This window comes from Gordonia hongkongensis, assembly GCF_023078355.1.
Taxonomy (GTDB): domain Bacteria; phylum Actinomycetota; class Actinomycetes; order Mycobacteriales; family Mycobacteriaceae; genus Gordonia; species Gordonia hongkongensis.
Genome location: NZ_CP095552.1, coordinates 4658905 through 4678701, shown reverse-complemented (window position 1 = coordinate 4678701; position 19797 = coordinate 4658905). Strand labels below are relative to the sequence as shown.

The window sequence follows — 19797 nt, the reverse complement described above, 5'->3', positions numbered from 1 at the left end:
GCAACCGGTTCGGGGAAGTCAACTCCTGTGCCGGCTCAGAACACCGGGTCGTGCTGGATGCGGCTGGCCCGGACGCCCGCGATGATCAGCGTGCGTCGGGTGTTCTCGATCATCTGCGGTGATCCCGCGATGAGCACCTGACGGTCCTGCCAGTCACCGGACCGGGCCACGACGTCGGCGAGGGTGCCGATCTCGTGGTCGATGCCGAGCTCGGCGGGTGTCGCCACCGCGTTGATCCACCACGGATCGCTCTCCTCCTGGGACACGGCGGTGACCCGCAGCCAGGGATTGGTCGACGCGATGCGGCGCAGGACGGTCAGGTCGTAGAGCTCGCCCGGGTAGCGCATGCCGTAGAAGATGTGCGTCTCCGGCGAATCCGCGCGCATGGACATCTCGATCAACAACGCCCGCAGCGGTGCGAGCCCGGTCCCGCCCGCCACCATGAGGACCTTGCTGTCGCGGTCGACGTGAAGCGTCCCGTGCCCCTGGGCGAGGGTCCACACATCGCCGATGCTGGTCTCGCTCACGATCGCGGTGCTGACCGTTCCACGGGGGATCGCACGCACGTGGAACTCCAGTTCACCGGCCGGGTTGGGCGGGATGGCGGGGGACAGATTGCGCCACTGCTTGGGCCATTGCGGGGTGTGCACCTCGAGGTACTGGCCCGTGTTGAACGTGAGCGGCGAGTGGGCGAGGAGTCGGACGACCGCGAGGTCCCGGGTGATCCGGTACTTCTCGACGACCTCGGCGGTCCAGCGCGCAGGATGGGTCGCGCTCTCGGCCGCGCCCCGCATGACCCCGGTGACCAGCATCATCGCCTGCGAGACGGTCTGTTCGGTCTCGGCGTCCCAGTAACCGGCCATGAGGCTGCCGAACTCGCCCATCAGGGCGGCGTACATCACGTGGTAATGCTCGGGCTCGACCCCGAACTTGCGATGGTCGCGTCCGAGCTGCGCGAGGAACTCCACGAGTTCGGCGTGACCCGACTCGGCCGGGATCGCTTCCAGCACATGGTCGATGACCCGATGGAAGGCCACTCGCTGGGCCGCCATCGACACCCCGAACAGGTCACGCAGGTCGGGATCGATCGCAAACATCCGGGTGTAGACGTTGGTGACGAACCGGTCGGGCTGTCGATTGACAGCCGTCCGCAGCTGATGCAGCGCGTGGCGCGTATGTGTCGCCATCTCGAAAAGATCACACCTCCGTCGCGGCTCGTCTCCCCACCCGGTTCAAGAGACCCACACTAGTCCTTCAACACGTCACAATTCAGGATCCGGCATCCCATGTCGGACAGTGATGAGGTGTGGCAAGGTACGGGGATGACGTCCCTCGAAGGGGTCCTCATGGGCATCGTTGATGCCCATGTGCAGCACTGGAACCCGCGGCGTACCCCGTGGGCGGCCACGCGGGCGTCGCGGCTGTACGGGTTCGTCCCCACCTTGGGCGACCGGGTGTTTCCGCTCGTCGTCTCGCGCGCCGACCGCGAGTACATCCTGACCCCGCGCACCGTGGCCCGGGCCTACGAGCCGCGTCAGTACGCCACCGATGCGGCGCTGGTGCCGACCGTGGTGGGGGTACCGATCGACACGGTGGTGCACGTCGAGTCGCATTGGCGCCGCGAGGTGGCCGACGCCGCGGAGCCCCCGGTGGACAGCACCGCCGTCGAGGAGACCCGATATCTCGAGAGCCTGCCGTTCGGCCAGGCCGGTACCCCCCGCCTCGGCGCCGTCATCTCGCACGGCGATCCGCGGACCCGCACGTTCGCGACCATGCTCGACGAACAGTTCGCGGCCTCCCCGCGGTTCCGCGGCATCCGCATCGTCGCGTCCCGACATCCTGATCCGCGAGTCCGCGACGGCGGGGACACCGACAACCTGCTGTCCTCGACGGCGTTCCTCGAGGGGTTCGCTGAACTCGCGAGCCGCGATCTGGTCTTCGAGGCGTCGGTGTACTCCCATCAGCTCTACGACGTCATCCTGCTGGCCCGGGAGTACCCCGACACGACGATCGTCCTCGACCACTTCGGCATCCCGGCAGGGGTCTTCGGTCCCGTCGGTGTCCGCACCGGCGCGACAGCCGCTGCGCGCGCGGACATCTGGCGATTGTGGCGAGAACGGATGACGACCCTCGCGAACCACCGCAACGTCGTCGTCAAGCTGTCGGGTCTGGCGATGCCGATACTGGGTTACGGTCACGAACGGTGGGGCAACATCGGCGGTCAGGCCACGCTCGCCGAGATGATCGGTCCCTTCGTCGAGCACATCGTCACCCATTTCGGGTCGGACCGCATCATGTTCGGGTCCAACTATCCGATCGACCGGCCCAACGCCGCGGTCGACGTGCTGGTCGGCGCGCTCGTCGACTGTGTGTCCCAGTGGGGTTCGGAGGCTCTGCGGAAGATCTTCCGCGACACCGCTGTTCGTGTCTATACGATCGATGACGCGGCGGGTTGACCGCTCACCGGCCGCGGGGCCACCAGGTCGAGCGTTGCGGCGACTCCGGCACGGGCACGTCCCGCATGAGCCGGGTCAGGATCTCGACGAGGGCGGTGCACGAGGGATACCGGTCCTCCGGTGACTTCGCCAGCGCCTTGGCGAAGATCGAGTTCATCGCCGACGGCAGCCAGGGGCGGCGTCGGGTGAGTTTCGGCGGGTCGTCGTTGAGGTGGGCATAGGTGATCGCGAAAGCGGTGTTCCGCGGATACGGCGGTGTGCCCGTGATGAGTTCGACGAGCGTGCACGCGAATGCGTAGAAATCGGTTGCGGGGGTGAGCTTCTGGGCCTGCAGTAGTTCGGGCGAGGCGTAGCCGATGGAACCCTGCACACGACCGTTGCGCGCGAGTGGACGGGTGTCGTCGAGGAACTGGGCGATCCCGAAGTCCGAGAGGTAGGCGTCGAGGGGTGTACCCACAGATCGCGGGGTGCGGGAGAGGAGGATGTTCGCGGGTTTGACGTCGCGATGCAGGATGTCCTGCGAATGCGCATGATCCAGCGCATCGGCGATCTGCATCGCCACCCGCAGGATGGTGTCCATGTCCGGCTCGTCGCCGCGCTCGGGGACGAGTGCGGTCGCCGCGGGGCCGCCGATGTACTGCATGGTCAGCCACATCGACGGCAGGTGCCGCGGCCCGAGCGACCCGCGCGGCGAGGCGATCTCGCCGTGCTCGATCATGCGCACGATGTGCGGATGGTCGAGCAGCGACGCGATCCCGAATTCCCGCTCGAAGCGCTCCCGGACCCGCGCGTGGTCGGACGCGTTCGGGTGCAGTACCTTCAGGGCCAGCGGCCCATCGCACGATGGGTCCCCGTCGTCGCCGGTGCGATGGACCCGGAACACATCGGCGCTCGCCCCGCCACCGAGGAAGTCGTCGATGGTGAAGCCGGCCACGCTCTCGCCAACCTCGAACACCCTGCCAGGGTAGTGGCGTTCGCGGGCCGACGGCGGTAACCGCGTTGTCCGCGAGCCGGGGTCAGCGAGCCGGTGTCAGCCGGAAGATCGGGAACCGGCGGCCCTGCGCGGTCTCGGTGTACTTCAGGAACTGCTCGGATGCCGAGATGAACTTCTGCCACGCGGGTTCCCAGTCGTCACCCTCGACTTCGGTCACCGCGGTGTCGAGCCGTTCGACGCCGTTCTCCGCCGGCGCCTCCACGGCGACCGATCCGGGATGTGCCCGCAGGTTGTGCACCCACGCCGGGGCCTTCGGCGAACCGGCGTACGAGCCGATCACCAGCCAGCTGTCGGCGTCGGGCAGGGCGAACAGGGGACTGATCCGCGGCTCGCCGGACTTGGCGCCCAGCGTGTGCAGGAGCACCAGGTTCTTGCCAAAGCCGGCGGTGTCCACATGCCCGTTGTTGGAGCGGAACTCGTTGATGACGGTCGCGTTGAAATCGTTCACGTCGCTCATTGTCGCGGTGCCCGGCGTTTCCGGCCATGTATCAATCTGAAACCGTGGTCGTTCGGTCTGCGAATACTCTGAACAGATGAGTGCCGACCCGAGTTCGCTGGCCGCTTCCCTTCCCGACGGCATGGTGGTCACCGACGCCGACATCCTCGCCGGCTACCGGCAGGACCGTGCCGCCGATCCGACGGCCGGCACCCCGCTCGCGCTGGTTCGGCCGACCACCACCGCCGAAGTGCAGGACACCGTTCGCTGGTGTGCCGCCAACGGTGTCCCGGTCATCACGCGGGGTGCGGGTACCAGTCTGTCGGGCGGGTCGACGGCGGTCGACGGCGCGATCATGCTGTCCACCGAGAAGATGCGGGACATCGACGTCGACCCGGCGACGCGCACCGCCGTCGTCCAACCCGGACTGTTCAACTCGGAGGTGAAGGCCGCGGCCGCCGCGTCGGGGCTGTGGTATCCGCCGGACCCGTCGTCGTTCGAGATCTGCTCGATCGGCGGGAATGTCGCCACCAACGCGGGCGGACTGTGCTGCGTCAAGTACGGCGTCACCACGGACTACGTCCTGGGCCTGGAGGTGGTGCTGGCCGACGGCCGGGCGGTACGCGTCGGCGGCAAGCAGCTCAAAGACTCCGCGGGCCTGCCGCTGACCAAGCTGTTCGTGGGCAGCGAGGGGCTGCTCGGGATCATCACCGAGGTCACCCTGCGGCTGTTGCCACCGCAAGGCCCCGCGAGCACCGTCGTCGGTGTGTTCGGTTCGGTGCACGACGCCAGCCGAGCGGTGCTGGCGGTGACCGGGGAAATGCGTCCCGCGATGCTCGAGTTCATGGACTCGGTGGCCATCAACGCCGTCGAGGACCTGTTGCGGATGGGCCTCGACCGAGAGGCCGGGGCGCTGCTCGTCGCCCAGTCCGACGCCCCGGGTGCGGCCGGCGCGGCCGAGGTCGAGTTCATCCGGAAGGCGTTCGAGTCCAATGGCGTCGGCGAGGTCTTCGCGACCGACGACCCCGTCGAGGGCGAGGCGTTCACCGCGGCCCGCCGCGCGGCGATCCCGGCGGTGGAGAAGCTGGGATCGTTGCTGCTCGAGGACGTCGGCGTACCGCTGCCCTCGTTGCCCGACCTCATCGACGGTGTCGCCGAGATCGCGGCCGGCAACCGGGTGATGATCTCGGTGATCGCCCACGCCGGCGACGGCAACACGCACCCGCTGATCGTCTTCGACCCCGCCGATGTGGACGAGGCGAAGCGCGCGCAGGTCGCCTTCGGTCAGATCATGGACCTCGCGATCGAGTTGGGCGGCACCATCACCGGCGAGCACGGGGTGGGGCGACTGAAGAAGGGCTGGCTGCCCGACCAGGTGGGGCCCGACGTCATGGAACTGACGGCTCGGATCAAGCAGGCTCTCGACCCCGACGGTCTGCTGAACCCGGGCGTGCTGTTGTAGCCGGGCGTCCTCCGGTGGACCGGGAGGCCGCGGTGCGCCCCGCCACCACATAGGCGTCGCGGCCTGCGGCCTTGGCGTCGAAGAGCGCGTCATCGGCGACATCGAACTCGTGCCGGATGAAGGCGTCGGCGTCGTCGGCGGACATGTGGCCGCCCGGTGTGACCCCCACGGCGATCCCCAGGCTCATCGTCGCGGTCGCGCCACCGGGGATCGTGATGCGCCGCGCACGGATGCGTTCGGCGAGCGCGCGCACCGAGGTCTCGTCGGCAAGCGTCGCGATCGCGAACTCGTCACCGCCGAGTCGCGCGACGATGGCCTGCTCGTCGGTGGCCCCCTGCAGAATCGCCGCGACCCGCTCCAGGACGTCATCACCAGTCGCGTGACCGTGTTCGTCGTTGATGGCCTTGAACCGGTCGACATCCGCGGTGACCAATGCGAACGGGTGGGCGGGGCTGCGACAGAGCATTGTCGTCGTCGCGCAGATGAAGCCGCGACGATTCAGCAATCCGGTGAGCGAATCGGTATTCGCCATGATGAGCTGATGTTTCAGTGATCGCTGGAAATCGGATGTGTAACTGCGATGAAGGGCCGTGGTGCCATTGGTGACGACCAACAATGCGAGGGTGGTGAACAGGACGTTCAACACCGGAGTGCCATCTGCCCAGGACACGAGGCCCATCGCGCAGACCGCGATGCTCGAGTAGATCATGTGGGCGTACGCGACCGGGGACCGGACGAAATGCGCCACATATGACCCGATGACGGCGAAGATCACGGCGCAGAACTGGGCCAGGATGATGTCGAAGATGGCGAGTATCGCGACGGTCAGCACAGCGTCGGCCCACAGGACGAACAGGGTGTTGAATCCTCTTATCGACGACTGCTTGGTCCACCAGATCACGCCGAGGTGGACCCGGCTGACCACGTAAGCCATCGGGATCGTGGTGGCGACTACGATGCCGAGGGCGATCGAGCGCGGGACGGATCCCTGTGTGCCACTCGGCGTGAAGAGCGCGATCGTGCCGAGCGCTCCGCAGACCGCGACCAGTACGGCGATGGTGACGCGGACATGCCATTCGCGCATCCGGACCTGTTTGAGGACGTGATCGGCGTTGTCGTAGAAAAGGTGGGGGTGTCCGGATATCTCACCGGTGGCCGGCCCGTGGCGAAGAGCCCGGAAACGTGCGGCGGGCCGTTCCTCGTGGTCTCCGCGATTTCGGTGCTCGATGGCCGCGTCCTCTTTCACTCGTGATGCGCGTGACGCGCATGCATGTCGCGACGACGAATCGTCGAACACACGTTACGGAGTTTAGAGGACGATTAAAGATCGTTTCTTCTCGAAATCCGCGATATGACCCAACGGAGCGAAAGATGTAAGAATCGGCAGAATCGCCGTCGATCTGATGCGCGCTGAGACGGTCGTGCCGATCGGGCCCGATCAGCCGCCTCCTGCTGGGGTCCTCCCGTCCCCTCCGCGGGAGGGACCCCAGCAGGTAGTCCGAATGCGATGTGGCCGACGCGAACCTGGCCTCGCGGAATTCAGCATATTGGCTCGATGGTCAACCTACAATCACATCAATCGGGATAACTGACAGGAGATGGTTGATGAATGGTCCTGGGGAGCCCGGACTACGCGATATCGACCTCCGACGGCTGCGGATGTTCGTCGTGGTGATGGAGGCGCCCAGCCTTCGTGTCGCCGCGGATGACCTGTTCATCAGCCAGCAAGCGCTCTCCTCGGCGATCCGCGAACTCGAGCGACACCTCGGTGTGGAGCTCTTCTCGCGGTCGCGCCGAAGCCTCACGCCGACGCCTGCCGGTGAGGCGCTCTACCGTGGTGCAGTGCCGTTGCTGGCCGGTGGCGAACAGCTCGCGACGCAGGTACGACGGGTGGACGCCGGCTCGCCTGCGCCGTTCGTGATCGGTCACGCCCCGGACCTCGCCTCCTCCGAGGTCTTCCGGATCATCGAACCGGTGGTGCTCGCCGACTCGTCGGTGCCGATCACGGTACGACCGGTCTTCGCCGAACTCATTCGCGACGAGTTGCTGTCGGGAGCCATCGACATGGCTCTCGGACGAGGCGTGGCGGCCCCGCCGGACATGGCCACCACCATCGCGACACAACACGAACTGCGTCTGGCGGTGCGTGCCGATCACCCGCTGGCCGCGCACGACCGGGTCGACATGGCCGACCTCGCCGGCTACGAGATCGTCGTCTGGGGTCCCGAGCACGAGTACGAGTACACCGACATCCTCGTCGGCATGTGTCGGCGTGCCGGGTTCGAACCGAAGATCATCCTGTCGACCCTGCTGGGTACGCCCCCGCACACGGCGGTGATCGCGCACCCGAAGGCGTGCGCCTTCGTCACCAATGAACCCGGCTGGATCTACGTCAACCGCATCCGGATCGTCGAGTTCACCGATCCGCCGTTCGCGCCCGTCCGTGCGATGTGGCTGCCCAACACCTCGTCGACCCTGCGGCGTCAGATCCTCGCCGCGGCCGAGAACTCGCTCTGAGGCTCCGGCCGCAGGCCTCAGGTGCCGTCGAGTCTGCTGACCTACACCGCGGCCACGTCGAAGATCCGCGGGTACCCGACCGTCGAGTCGGGGACGGCGCGGTCCGGGAAGTCGAAGACGCTCAGCATCAACTGCATCGGGTAGTCGATGGACTGGTCGACCGTCTTGACCGTGTGCCCGTCGACGCTGAACACGAGTCGGTGAGGTTCCCAGTCGACGGCGTACTCGTGCAGGTCGGCGAGATCGTGCGGGATCTCGATGACCGAGAAGTCGTCGACGATCCGAGGGTCACGGTGCGGATGGACGCCCACCCCGACCGTCCAGGGCTCGCCGGGCCGCGGGCCGAAGATCTCGGCGACGCAGATCTCGCCGGACTCGTCGGGGCGCTCCTCGGTGCCGAGAAGCCAGAACGCCACCATCGAGGCCGGATCGCGAATCGCGCGCATGGTCACCTCGAACCGGCCGTGGGTTTGGGCGAAGCGGATCTCCGAGGCGCGATCGGTGGTGACGGTCAGTCCGTCGCGGTGGGCGTGCTGACCGACCGGGCTGCCGATCGGGCCGGCGTGATGCCCGGTCTGCAGGCTCGAGACCCGCATCCCCGACTCGGACGGCCGCCAGGCGGGCTGGTCGTCGTCGATGCACAGCCGTGAGCGTCCCTCCGATGTGCTCCACCGGGCGGCGGAGTTCTCGGGTGTCGACCAGTGCGGCAGATACGCGGCGATCCACGTCCGGGGGTCGAAACCGTCGCCGGTGAAGTCGTCGTGCAGGGTCGTCGTGAGGCCCGTCAGATCCGCGGCGTGTCGGTCCATGGGATTACGGTACAACGACTTTCGAGGGCCACACGCGTAGTGTGTGCGGGTCGGCACAGGCGTGATCAGAGGTGGGATGACTTGGAGACGACAACTGCGGCCGACACTCTCCGGCGATGGGCGCTTGACGAAGAGCTGAAGTCCCGGGTCATGGCCGACCCCGCGCTCGCCGACTGTGCGCGGCGAGTCGCCGACCGCTACACCGCGGGAGAAGATGTCGAGTCCGCGATCCGCGCCGGAGCGCGCGCCGTGGAACGCGGGCACCGGGTGAGCATCGAGTACACGGGGGAGAGCGTTCGCGATGCCGCCGAAGCGACGGCGGCCACGGACGTGTTCGTGTCTGTCGCCGAACACATCGGCCGGACCGGACTGCCGTCGACGGTCTCCGGCGATCTGTCGCACATCGGCCTCCTCGTCTCGGAGGAACTGGTGCGCGACAACGCTTCCCGCCTGGCGCAGGCGTGTGCCGCGGTGAACTCGGTCTTCATGATCTCGGCCGAGGGGTCGGACCGGGCCGACCAGGTTCTCGAGGTCTACGACTGGCTGTCACAGCGATTCGACAACGTGGGCATCACACTTCAGGCACGGCTCCACCGCTCGGCGGACGACGTCGAACGCCTCCTCGCGATCGGTGGCCGCATCCGTCTCGTCAAAGGTGCGTTCTACGAATCGGATTCGACCGCGCTGTCGCGAGAGGACCCGGCACTGGCGGAGCGCTTCGAACGGCTCGCGCGGCGCATCGTCGACGGCGGCGGCACCCTCACACTCGCGACCCACGACGAGGTGCTCCTGACCCGCGTCCTCGACTCGGTCGGCGCCGCCGACACTCTCGAGGTCGAGATGCTGATGGGTCTCGGCACCGACCTCCTCGACCGCTTGGCGGCGAAGGGGATCGCCACGCGCGAATACTGCATCTTCGGCTCGGAATGGTGGTTGTACGTCCTCAACCGCATCGCCGAAGACCCGACGCGGGTGTTCCAGGTCATCGTCGACCTGGGGCGCGCGCCGATCAGCCCGCCGGCCACCGCTCGGTGATCAGCTCGACCATCTCCTCGACCCACGCGTCGTCGAGTGCGGCGTCGCTGCGGATGAGGATGCGGAAGATCGCGGTACCGGCGACGACCTCCGCGAGCATGGGCAACCGGTCGTCGCCCCGGCGTTCCTGACCGAACCGGGATTCGAAGGCGGTGAGGTCGCCGGCGAGCCGGGCGATCATCTGACTGTGCAGCTCGGGTGAGGCCACGGTGTCGGCGATGAGACCCGGAAGCGCCACGCGCACCTCGGGTCGGTTGAACATGGCACGCACGATCTCGACAAGGGCCCGGATGTCCTGTCGGGCGTCACCTGAACCCGTTGGCGGTTCCAGGGTTTCGGCTGCCAGCACCGCTTCGTGGACGAGTTGGGCCTTGCCGGACCAGCGCCGGTAGATGGCCGCGGTGGTGGTGCCCGCGCGGGCCGCGATCGCCGAGAGGGACAGCGCCGGGTAGCCCGTCTCGAGGATGAGTTCGCGGGTGGCCGCGATGATCGCGGAATCGATCCGCCCGTCGCGGGGCCGTCCGGGCGACGCAGGGTTCGACCTCTTGTGTTCCCTTCGGCCATCTGCTGTCATGAGTCCCAGCATAGTTGCAATACGGTGTGCATCGTATTTATGGGAGGGTCCGTGGAACTCAGTCCACTCGACGAATATCCGATCCATCAGGCCCCGGCGCCGATCACCTGGCCGGCGACCTCCGACCGGAACTTCTACGACCGTTCGTACTTCAACGTCCTCGACCGCGAGGGCCGGTTCATGGCGCTGACCGGCATCGGCTACTACCCGCGGCTCGGGGTCAAGGACGCCTACTTCGTCGTCCGGCGCGGCGACACCCAGACCGCGGTGCACCTGAGCGACGCCATCGACGACGACCGCCTGCGGCAGAACGTCAACGGCTACCGCCTGGATGTGCTGGAGCCGTTGCAAGAACTACATCTGACGCTGGCCGAGACCGAGGGGATCTCCGCCGACCTGACCTGGCGCGGTCTCTTCCCCGCGGCGCTGGAGAAGCCGCACGACATGCTCACCGAACGGCGGGTCACCCTGCAGGCGTGCCGGTTTGCGCAAGTGGGCAGCTGGCAGGGATGGATCGATGTCGACGGGGAGCGGTTGACGGTCGAGCACGACACCAGCGTGGCGAGTCGTGACCGGTCGTGGGGCATCCGCCCCGTCGGTGAGTCCGAACCCGCGGGCCGGCCCGACACCGCCTTCCGCGGTATGTGGTGGCTGTACCTGCCGTTGGCCTTCGACGACTTCCAGTTGTTCCTGATCCTGCAGGAGGATCCCGACGGTCATCGCAGTCTCTACGACTGCACGCGGCGCTGGCGGGACGGTCGCGTCGAGCAACTCGACGGTGTGCGCGTCGCCATCGACTACACGTCGGGCACACGGATTCCCCGGGGCGCGCACGTCGAGTTCCTGACCCGGGCCGGTGACCGGGTGGTCCTCGATGTGGAATCAAAACTGTTCGCTCCCATCGCGTTCGGATCGGGGTACGGCGGCGACTCGTCGTGGGGACACGGCACATGGAAAGACGGACCGTTCGCCGAACGCGTCAGCTTCGACCTCACCGACCCGGAGGTGATGGCGCGGGCGCCCTTCAGTCTGATCGACCACGTCGGGTCGGCCGTCTGTACCGAACCGGACGGCACCGTCCGGCATGGTGCCGGTCTGTTCGAGCACGGCGTCATCGGTCCTCATCACCCGTCGGGATTCTCCGACTGGACCGATGTGATCGGCTAGGACATCGACATGAAGATCATGACGGCGTTGTTCGATCCGGTCGGAGCGGTCGATCGCGCGCGGGCGCTGCAGGAGGCTGGCGCGTCCGGTGTGTTCACCTTCGAAGGTCCGCACGACGTGTTCACGCCGCTCGCGCTGGCGACGGCGGTGGACGGGCTCGACATCATGTCGAATGTGGCGATTGCGCTCCCGCGCAACCCGATTCAACTGGCTCATCAGGCGAACGACCTGCAGTTGCTCAGTGAGGGCAGGTTCATTCTCGGACTCGGTACCCAGGTGCGCGCGCAGATCGAGAAGCGGTACGGCGCCGAGTTCGACCGACCCGTGGAGCGGATGAAGGAGATGGTCGGCGCCCTGCGCGCGATCTTCGCGACGTGGAACGACGGTGAGCGTCTGGACTTCCGGGGTCAGTACCACCGGCACACCCTGATGACGCCGACCTTCGTGCCCGGCCCCAACCCGTACGGGCCGCCACCGATCTACCTGGGCGCGCTGGGGCCCCGCCTGACCCGTGCCACCGCGGAGGTCGCGGACGGCCTGCTGGTGATGCCGTTCGGATCGAAGCGGTTCCTGCACGGCACGACGCTGCCCGCGGTCCGCGACGGTCTCGCGGCAGCCGGTCGGAGCGAGGACGACTTCGAGGTGGTGCCCGAGATCATCGTCTCGGTCGGTTCGGACGCGTCCGGCGCCGGGAGCGGAGCGAGCGGGCCGAATGTGACGGACGACCATGCCTCGACGCGAATGCTGTTGGCGTTCTACGGTTCCACTCCCGCATACCGGCCCGTGCTCGATGCGCACGGATGGGGAGACCTGCAGCCGGAACTCAACGCGATGTCCAAGCAGGGCCGCTGGCAGGAGATGGCCGGACTCATCGACGACGAGATCCTCCACACCATCGCCGCCTGCGGCACTCCGGCCGAGATCGCCGCACACATCCGCGACCGCGTCGACGGTGTGTCCGACCGCATCTGCCTCTATCAACCGGGACCCATCGGTGTGGAACCGCTGGCCGAGATCGTCGACTCCCTCGCCGGTGACGCGAGATGAGCGCGAAGACAGTCGAATTCGAGGAGATCGCCGACGACCGGTACGGCGGCAAGGCGGCCGGACTCGCACGTCTGCGGCGCCTGGGTCTCCCGGTGCCGCCCGGGTATGTGATTGCCGGCGTGTCGGGGGTGTCCGACGCTGCGACAGCACGATTCGACGAGATGGCCGCCGCCGGATGGACACCGGTCGCGGTCCGGTCCTCGGCCGTGGGGGAGGACGGGGACGACCAGTCCTTCGCCGGTCAGTACGACACCGTGCTGGGGGTCGACACCGTCGACCGCTTCGTCGACGCGGTTCGCGCCTGTGCCGACTCCGTGCACTCGCGCCGCGCGTCGTCGTACAGCGGGAATGCCTCGGCCACCATGAATGTGGTGGTCCAGCGGATGGTCGATGCGCGCGCCGCGGGCGTGGTGTTCACCGCGGACCCGGTCTCAGGTCGGCGGGACCTGACGGTGATCGACGTCGTTTCCGGACTCGGCGAATCGCTCGTTGACGGGACGGTTGCTCCCGATCACGTCGTGCTCGATGCCGACGGAACCGCGGTGGTCAACGAAACTGTTGCGGCGCCGGTTCTGTCGCCGGTCGAGATCGCGGCGATCCAGTCCGGCGCCCGCCGGGCCGAGCAGGAGTGGGGCCGGCCGATGGATCTCGAATGGGCGATCGACAGGTCTGGCGAGCTCTGGTGGTTGCAGGCTCGGCCGATCACCACGCTGCCCGGTGACCTGAACGAGATGGACTCGCCGGTGGCCGGCGCCGACCATGTGTACACACGATGCAACATCGGCGAGATGATGCCGGGCGCGTTCTGCCCGCTGACCGCATCGGTCTCCGGGTTCGCGATCGACTACGCGATGCAGATGGTGCAGGTGGTCGCCCGGGCACAGGAGCGATACGAGAAACCCTGGCTGCAGGTGGGTTACTTCTACGGGCACATGTTCCTGAACCTGACCGAGGGCACGGCACTGAGTTCCGGCATCCTCGGGAACTCGCTGGAACAGTTCTCGACCTCGATCTGCGGGCGGGTCATCGACGAGCTCGAACCCAAGCCGCCACAACCGTTCCGGCGCAAGCTCGGGAACACCGTCCGGCTGACCTCGCATGCGCTGTCGGTCGGTCCCGCCATCCGTCGACTGCCCGGTGAGATCGCCGGGTTCGCGGTGCCGACGAGCCGCGACCCCCGGATCGTATGGCAGGAGCTGGAAGCCGGGGTCGCCCAGTACTGCGACGTCACCCTCATCCATGTGCGGTCGTCCTCACGCGCTGCCGTCGCGGCGAATGTGCTCGAGAGCGTGCTGGTCCGGCGCGCGGAGAAGGACGGCCGCACCGAGGACGACGGCAAGGCCGAGGCCGCCCGGCTCATGGCCGGCGCGTCGGAAGTCGAGAGCGCCATGATGCTCGCCGAACTCGACGCGGTGGTTCGGGCCATCGCCACGGACCCCGCGGTCGCCGACGCGTTCCTCGATGCACCGCCCGACGATGCGGTCACGACGTTGCAGTCGTCCGACGGAAGTGCCGGCTCGGCCCTGCGGAGATTCCTCGAGCGCCACGGACATCGCGGGTACCGCGAACTGTGCATGCGCGACCCGTCCTGGGCCGATGACCCCGGTGGTCTGGGGGCGATGATGCAGGTGATGCTGCGGTCGGTCGGGACCCGGACCGTCGCGCGACCTGACCGTGCGCCCGCCGACCCGCACCCCGCTCGGGCGATCCGAGTCCTGGCCCGGTTGGCGCAGGGCGGTGCGCGGGGACGCGAGGAGACGAAGTCGCGGATGGCGCTGATGGCCCATCGGCTCAAGCGCGGTTACCGGCACCTCGGCGAGGTGTTGGTCGAGACCGGGCGGCTTCCCGACGCCGATCTCGTCTTCTTCTTCGACCGTGCGGAGCTGCAACGGATCGTCGGCGCCGGCGACGTCACCGACCTCGTCGAGAGTGCGCGGAAGCGTCGAGAAGCGTTGTCGTACCAGGATCGGCTCGAGTTCGACGATGTGTCGGTCGGCCGCCCGTCCCCGCGCGTCGTGGCTCCTGAGCGGAATGTCGGCGATGGCCGGATCGTGGGTCGACCGGCGGGCCGGGGAACCGTCGAAGGCGTGGTGCGCGTGGCGAAGTCGATCGTGGAGGCGCGTGATGTCCAGCGCGGTGAGATCCTCGTGGCACCTGTCACCGACGTCGGCTGGACGCCGTACTTCACCGTCATCGGTGCACTGGTCACCGACATCGGCAGTTCGGTCTCGCACGGTGCGGTGGTCGCCCGCGAGTACGGACTGCCGTGCGTCGTGAACACCCTGGTGGGCACCCAGGTGTTGCGGACGGGAGACCGCGTGCGGGTCGATGGAGATCGCGGGATCGTCGAACGGCTCGAGGCGAGCTGAACCGGTTGAGAACCAGCGGGTTCAGCCTTCACCCGAGGCGATGTCGGCGTAGTGGTCACGGAGGTCGCGCTTGAGGATCTTGCCGCTGGGGTTCGTGGGCAGGGACTCGCTCGCGATCACGATCTTCGGGATCTTGTACGGCGCGAGCCGGTCTCGACAGTGCTGTGTGATCGACCCCGTGTCGATCGTGTAACCGGGGGCCGGTACCACCACCGCCGCAACGGCTTCCACCCAGTAGGGATGCGGAACGCCGATGACCGCCGCTTCCTGCACGGCAGGGTGTTCGAACAACACTTCCTCGACCTCACGGCTCGACACGTTCTCGCCGCCGGTCTTGATCATGTCCTTCTGCCGATCGACCACCCACAGGTATCCGTCGCCGTCGAAGTAGCCGAGATCGCCGCTGTGGAACCAGCCCCCGCGGAACGACTCGGCCGTCTTCTCGGGCAGGTTGAGGTAGCCGACGGTCACCTGCGGGCTGCGATGCACGATCTCGCCGACGGTGCCCGCAGGGACGGTCCGGCCGTCGGAGTCGACGATCCTGGTCTCGACGTTCAGTGCGGGGCGGCCGGCGGACCCGCCGCGCGTGGCCTGGTCGTCGGGCGCCAGAACCGTGGCGAGCGAGCCCATCTCGGTCTGGCCATAAAAGTTCCGGAGACGAAGGCCGGGGAGGGCTGCGGTCAGTTCGCCCAGCACCTCGACGGGGAGCGCGGAGGCCCCGTAGTAGCCCTTCCGCAGCGACGACAGCGCATCCGGGTCGAAGTCGGGGGAACTCAGCAACGAGATCCACACCGTCGGCGGGCAGAAGAGTTTGGTCGCACCCTCCTGCGCCACAGTGCGGAGAAGCGTTGCGGCGTCCGGGCGATCGAGGATGATGCTGGTCGCGCCCAGCATGATGTCGGTGATGAGGAAGTTTTCCAGTTGCGCGCAGTGGTAGAGCGGAAGCGAGTGCACCTCGATGTCGTCGTCGCTCATCCCGCCCGCGACAACGCAACTCATGTACTGCCACATGAGCGTCCGGCTCGTGTGCATCGCGCCCTTCGGTCGGGATTCGGTGCCGGAGGTGTACATGATGCGGATGACGTCGTCGTCGGCGACGCGGACAGCGGGCAGCGGCCCGGCCGGTTCGCGTACCCAGTCGTCGACGGACGGCCATCGGGAACCGAAACTGTCGGGACCGAGCGGGATCGACCGACGCACGGTCACCGGTGCGGTCGATGCGGCGATCGCCTCGTCGGCGGTGGGCACGAGCGCGTCTTCGACGATCAGGCCGGACGCGCCGCAATCGTCGAGGATGTACGCGATCTCCGCCGCGGTGAGCATGAAGTTGATCGGGACCGAGATGACCCCGATTCGCGCGGCGGCGAAGATGACCACGGGAAATTGCCAGCAGTTGTGCGACAGGATGCCGAGGGTCTGCCCCTGCCGCAGGCCGGCGGCGTGCAACGCGGCGGCGACCCGGTCGACCGCGTCGTCGAACTCCCGGAAGGTCAGGCAGGTGTCGCGGTGGATGGCAGGACCTGCTGTCGCGTCGGCAGATGCTCGGGGTCCTGGCGGTGCTCGAGCAGTGCGAACACGCGGCCGGCGGTCAGGACTTCAAAGAGGGCCTGGTCGAGGCCATCTCCACATACTTCGGGGTTCGTGACGTGACGTTCTTCCACGGCCGCACCTACAGCGAGATCTTCGACGACCCGGCACCGCTGCTGACCGGCGCCGCGGCCCCGCTGCTGCGGGACTACCGCGAACGATGGCGCGACAAGGACATCTTCGCGCTGCCGCGTGCCCGGCGGGTCCTCACGGCCGAGGGATTCGCGACCCTCGAAGAACTGTCGCGCCTGCCGGTCCCGCAGCGCTCCTATGTCGTGGACTATCTGCACCCCAACGACATGGAGACCGCGTCGGCCCTGCACCTGCCGCTCTCCGACGGTGAGGCCCTCGTCGGCATGTTCGACCGCGTCCGGAAGTGGGACGAATCCGACCTGCTCGCGATGCGCATCCTCGCGCGTCAGCTGCGGGCTCGATCCACGACGGTGTCCGCGGCGCACGAGCCCGTCGACCCGTTGGCCGCGCTCACACCGCGACAGCTGGAGGTCGCCGAGCTCGCCAGCGACGGCCTGAGCAACGCCGAGATCGCCCAGCGCCTGTCGCTGTCGGAGCTGTCGGTGAAGAAGTACGTGAGTCGCATCTTCGACGCCGCGGGACTGCGCAACCGGGCCGAGCTCGCGACCGCGGTGCTGCGTTCTCGCCGCCGCGCTCGCTGAACGGGCTGCTCCCGAGACGACTCCCGGCGCGGTCACGGGGCAGGCGTCGGTGTGTACGCGATGACGGTCAGCCCGCTAGGCGAACGCAGGGGCACGCGAGTCTCGTGGCCTCCCACCGACTTCTGGCCGACATGCCAGCCCAGTGAGCGCGCGACGTCGATCGTGGCTGCCAGATCGGCAGTCCGCGCGAGGAGTGACCAGGCCGGCCCGTCCGTCTCGTCGGAGACGCTCAGCGCATCCCAGGCCGCCCAGGCGGACCCGTCGGAGAACCTGGGTGATCCCATGACGGCTTCGACGTCACCGGCGACGCCGGCCCACCGGTCGGTCGCGTGCATCACCGTCACCCGCTCGAACAGTGAGCCGAATCCGGCTCTCTCCGTGCTCTTGTCGTCGGACATTCAGACCACCGCCGTCGATGTCGCTGCCACGGACGGCGTCAGCCGGTGGCCGAGCCGGTCGCGCTTGGTGGCGAGGTATCCGGCGTTGTCCGCGGTGGCCTCGATCTCGAGTCCGACCGTCTCGACGACCTCGATGCCGTTGGAGGCCAGCCCGTCGACCTTGGCCGGGTTGTTGGTCAGCAACCGGACCCGTCTGACGCCGAGATCTGCCAGCACCGCCACCGCGTCCCGATAGTCCCGGCTGTCGACGGGCTGACCGAGACGCAGGTTCGCGTCGACGGTGTCGACGCCGTCGAGGTCCTGGAGTCGGTAGGCGGCGATCTTGGCTGCGAGACCGATGCCGCGTCTCTCGTGTCCGCCGACGTACACCACGACCCCGGCTCCGGCGTCCGCGACGTGCTGGAGTGCGGCTCGCAGCTGGGCGCCACAGTCGCATCGGCGCGAGCCGAGCGTGTCCCCGGTGAGGCATTCGCTGTGGATGCGCACGAGCGGTTCGCCCTGCGCGGGCTCGCCGTACACGAGTGCGAGATGTTCTGCGCCACTGAATGATCGGTACACGGTGGCCTCGAAGATCCCGTGATCGGTCGGCAGCGCGCAGGTCGCGCCACGTTCCACCGAGCAGCCTGCGCGGCGGTGGGCCACGAGATCGGCGATGGAGACCATCTCGAGTCCGTGCCGCGCGGCGAAGTCCCGGACGTCTGCCCCGCCGAGCATCGCGCGCCGGTCGGGGCTGACGAGTTCGCAGATGAGACCGGCAGGTTCGAGACCGGCTGCGGCGCAGAGGTCCACGGCTGCCTCGGTGTGTCCGCGACGCTCCAGGACCCCGCCCGGCCTGGCGCGCAGTGGCATCACGTGGCCCGGCCGGGTGAGGTCTGCCGGACCCACCTCGCGGTCGGCAAGGGCGCGGATGGTCCGGGCCCGGTCGGCCGCGCTGATCCCGGTCGTGACACCGACCGCGGCATCGACGCTGACGGTGAACGCGGTGCCGAGGGGGTCGGTCGGGTCGTCGACCATCGGGGGCAGTTCCAGTGCGGCAACATGATCCGCGGTGATCGCGACGCACAGGAAGCCGGAGGTGAACTCCAGGAAGAAGGCGATGTCGTCGACGTCGGCGAATTGTGCCGGCATCACGAGATCCGCCTCGTTCTCGCGGTCGGCGTCGTCGACGACGATCACCGGTCGCCCGAGGCGGAGCTGGTCGAGACACCGTTCGACGGCGGCGGTGCTGTCCGTGGGCACACGGTCCTCGTGGCTCATCGGTGTGCCCGCAGTCCGTGGAACAGCGAGCGATGGAAGATCAACGGTTCGCTGGCGGCGGGAACGGAGAGGGCGTCGACCCGTCCCACGACGAGCTCGTGATCGCCGATCGGGCGGTGCTCGTCGATGGTGCACTCGATCCACGCATGTGCACCTGCCAGCCGAGGGAGCCGTTGCCGGACGGGGTCCATTCCACGCCCGCGAACTTGTCGGCGCCGCTCCGGGCGAAGGTGCGCGCCAGGACATGCTGATCCTCGGACAGCACGTTCGCGCAGAAGGAGCCGTTCGCCACGACCGACGGCAGCGTCGTCGAGGTGATGCCGGCGAAGAAGCCGACCAGCGGCGGCTCCATCGAGATCGAGGTGAAGGAGCCGACGGTCATGCCCACGGGCGAACCGTCCGGGCCGGCCGACGTGATGACCACGACGCCGGAACCGAAGTGCGCGAGCACTTCACGGAACCGGTCGCGGACCGACGCCTGGTCGTCGGCGTACACGGACGCGACGTCGTCGGCGATGTGACTGGTGTTCATGGAAGTCCTTCCGATGCGGCCGCGGCGGGTGCGGGGTCAAGGACGCACACACCCGCCGGGCAACCGGGATCAGGCCGGGACGGCCTTGGTGGCCAACTCGTCGAGGGCGGCCGCGTAGATACCTTCGATCGCGGTGGCGAGTTCGGCTTCCACCGTTGCGGATTCGGCGCCGAACTTCGCTGACCAGTGAACTGAGCAGGTGTCGTCGCCGACTGCGGTGACCGAGATGGTCTAGCGGTAGTGCTCGAGCGGAAGCGGTCCGTCGATGTACTCGTAGGAGTACGTGCGCGCCTCCTCGTCGAAGGCGACGATGCGCTCGCGCGCCGGTGCGCCGTCGGTGAAGACCACGTGACGGACGTCGCCGTCCATCCGCGATGCGTCGATGGCCGGAATCCACGCCGCCACAGCGCCGGTGTCACCGATCCACGACCACACGTCCCCGGCGGACAGCGGGAAGTCCTTGGTCACTTCGATGCTCGCCAT

At 67.9% G+C, this 19797-nt stretch carries 18 protein-coding genes and 2 pseudogenes; 8 read left to right on the top strand and 12 right to left on the bottom strand.

Annotation, left to right across the window (positions count from 1 at the left end; genetic code table 11):
- Window positions 1-35 precede the first annotated feature (35 nt).
- Window positions 36-1199 (bottom strand): annotated as a pseudogene (locus tag MVF96_RS21135) (FAD-binding oxidoreductase); the annotation flags it as partial.
- Between the two features lie 123 nt (window positions 1200-1322).
- Here MVF96_RS21135 and MVF96_RS21130 point away from each other — a divergent pair.
- Entirely contained in the window at window positions 1323-2456 is a 1134-nt protein-coding gene (locus MVF96_RS21130) for an amidohydrolase family protein (RefSeq protein WP_247450325.1), read from the top strand.
- A gap of 4 nt (window positions 2457-2460) precedes the next feature.
- Here MVF96_RS21130 and MVF96_RS21125 read toward each other — a convergent pair whose 3' ends face one another.
- Both MVF96_RS21125 and MVF96_RS21120 read right to left on the bottom strand, forming a co-directional pair.
- Window positions 2461-3411 carry a serine/threonine-protein kinase gene (locus MVF96_RS21125; protein ID WP_205333355.1) on the bottom strand — a complete coding sequence of 317 codons (951 nt, stop codon included), beginning with the start codon at window positions 3409-3411 and terminating at the stop codon, window positions 2461-2463.
- A 61-nt stretch (window positions 3412-3472) separates the two neighbouring features.
- A complete protein-coding gene (locus tag MVF96_RS21120; protein WP_078113789.1) occupies window positions 3473-3898 on the bottom strand; it encodes a nitroreductase/quinone reductase family protein in 426 nt (141 codons plus the stop codon).
- Window positions 3899-3983: 85 nt separating this feature from the next.
- Between MVF96_RS21120 and MVF96_RS21115 the strand changes: the two genes are divergently transcribed.
- Window positions 3984-5348, top strand: coding sequence for an FAD-binding oxidoreductase (locus MVF96_RS21115; protein ID WP_078113730.1), 1365 nt, complete (start codon window positions 3984-3986; stop codon window positions 5346-5348).
- On the opposite strand, the gene MVF96_RS21110 is transcribed toward MVF96_RS21115, so the two are convergent.
- Entirely contained in the window at window positions 5296-6594 is a 1299-nt protein-coding gene (locus MVF96_RS21110; protein ID WP_247450324.1) for a GGDEF domain-containing protein, read from the bottom strand. The two genes, MVF96_RS21115 and MVF96_RS21110, sit on opposite strands and share 53 nt — an antisense overlap.
- 359 nt (window positions 6595-6953) lie before the next feature.
- Here MVF96_RS21110 and MVF96_RS21105 point away from each other — a divergent pair, with 359 nt between their 5' ends.
- Window positions 6954-7865, top strand: a complete 912-nt coding sequence (locus MVF96_RS21105) for a LysR family transcriptional regulator (RefSeq protein ID WP_058249674.1) — start codon at window positions 6954-6956, stop codon at window positions 7863-7865.
- Window positions 7866-7906: 41 nt separating this feature from the next.
- Here the strand turns inward: MVF96_RS21105 and MVF96_RS21100 are convergent, their stop codons facing one another.
- On the bottom strand, window positions 7907-8674 hold the full coding sequence (locus tag MVF96_RS21100; protein ID WP_247450322.1) for a glycoside hydrolase family 16 protein: 768 nt from the start codon (window positions 8672-8674) through the stop codon (window positions 7907-7909).
- Window positions 8675-8755: 81 nt separating this feature from the next.
- On the opposite strand from MVF96_RS21100, the gene MVF96_RS21095 reads away from it, so the two are divergent.
- On the top strand, window positions 8756-9709 hold the full coding sequence (locus tag MVF96_RS21095; protein WP_247450321.1) for a proline dehydrogenase family protein: 954 nt from the start codon (window positions 8756-8758) through the stop codon (window positions 9707-9709).
- On the opposite strand, the gene MVF96_RS21090 is transcribed toward MVF96_RS21095, so the two are convergent.
- Entirely contained in the window at window positions 9684-10283 is a 600-nt protein-coding gene (locus tag MVF96_RS21090) for a TetR-like C-terminal domain-containing protein (RefSeq protein WP_247450319.1), read from the bottom strand. The genes MVF96_RS21095 and MVF96_RS21090 overlap by 26 nt on opposite strands.
- A gap of 51 nt (window positions 10284-10334) precedes the next feature.
- Between MVF96_RS21090 and MVF96_RS21085 the strand changes: the two genes are divergently transcribed.
- From MVF96_RS21085 to MVF96_RS21075, 3 genes are read left to right on the top strand one after another with little or no spacing between them, the layout of a single operon-like run.
- The gene (locus MVF96_RS21085; RefSeq protein WP_247450317.1) at window positions 10335-11450 is read left to right on the top strand and encodes an Rv3169 family protein; all 1116 of its coding nucleotides are present in this window, start codon (window positions 10335-10337) and stop codon (window positions 11448-11450) included.
- 9 nt (window positions 11451-11459) lie between these two features.
- Window positions 11460-12497, top strand: a complete 1038-nt coding sequence (locus tag MVF96_RS21080) for a TIGR03617 family F420-dependent LLM class oxidoreductase (protein WP_247450315.1) — start codon at window positions 11460-11462, stop codon at window positions 12495-12497.
- On the top strand, window positions 12494-14866 hold the full coding sequence (locus MVF96_RS21075) for a PEP/pyruvate-binding domain-containing protein (RefSeq protein ID WP_247450314.1): 2373 nt from the start codon (window positions 12494-12496) through the stop codon (window positions 14864-14866). Before MVF96_RS21080 ends, MVF96_RS21075 begins: the two co-directional genes overlap by 4 nt.
- A 21-nt stretch (window positions 14867-14887) precedes the next feature.
- On the opposite strand, the gene MVF96_RS21070 is transcribed toward MVF96_RS21075, so the two are convergent.
- Window positions 14888-16360: a fatty acyl-CoA synthetase gene (locus MVF96_RS21070; protein WP_418930451.1), complete on the bottom strand. Its 1473-nt coding sequence runs from the start codon at window positions 16358-16360 to the stop codon at window positions 14888-14890.
- 44 nt (window positions 16361-16404) lie between these two features.
- Here MVF96_RS21070 and MVF96_RS21065 point away from each other — a divergent pair, with 44 nt between their 5' ends.
- On the top strand, window positions 16405-17127 hold the full coding sequence (locus MVF96_RS21065) for a helix-turn-helix transcriptional regulator (protein WP_247450312.1): 723 nt from the start codon (window positions 16405-16407) through the stop codon (window positions 17125-17127).
- A gap of 32 nt (window positions 17128-17159) precedes the next feature.
- Here the strand turns inward: MVF96_RS21065 and MVF96_RS21060 are convergent, their stop codons facing one another.
- The 5 genes and pseudogenes from MVF96_RS21060 to MVF96_RS21045 all read right to left on the bottom strand — a co-directional run bounded on the left by MVF96_RS21060 (window position 17160) and on the right by MVF96_RS21045 (window position 19797).
- Window positions 17160-17525 (bottom strand): hypothetical protein, encoded by a 366-nt coding sequence (locus tag MVF96_RS21060; RefSeq protein ID WP_065632466.1) that lies wholly within the window; start codon window positions 17523-17525, stop codon window positions 17160-17162.
- Window positions 17526-18782: a 3,4-dihydroxy-2-butanone-4-phosphate synthase gene (gene ribB, locus MVF96_RS21055; protein ID WP_247450310.1), complete on the bottom strand. Its 1257-nt coding sequence runs from the start codon at window positions 18780-18782 to the stop codon at window positions 17526-17528. It abuts the gene before it with no gap.
- Window positions 18779-18973, bottom strand: coding sequence for a flavin reductase family protein (locus MVF96_RS24725; RefSeq protein ID WP_418930406.1), 195 nt, complete (start codon window positions 18971-18973; stop codon window positions 18779-18781). The genes ribB and MVF96_RS24725 overlap by 4 nt, the downstream gene beginning before the upstream one ends.
- Before the next feature lie 68 nt (window positions 18974-19041).
- Window positions 19042-19314: pseudogene (locus MVF96_RS24720) on the bottom strand (flavin reductase family protein); the annotation flags it as partial.
- A 231-nt stretch (window positions 19315-19545) separates the two neighbouring features.
- Window positions 19546-19797 (bottom strand): SRPBCC family protein, encoded by a 252-nt coding sequence (locus MVF96_RS21045; protein WP_247450308.1) that lies wholly within the window; start codon window positions 19795-19797, stop codon window positions 19546-19548.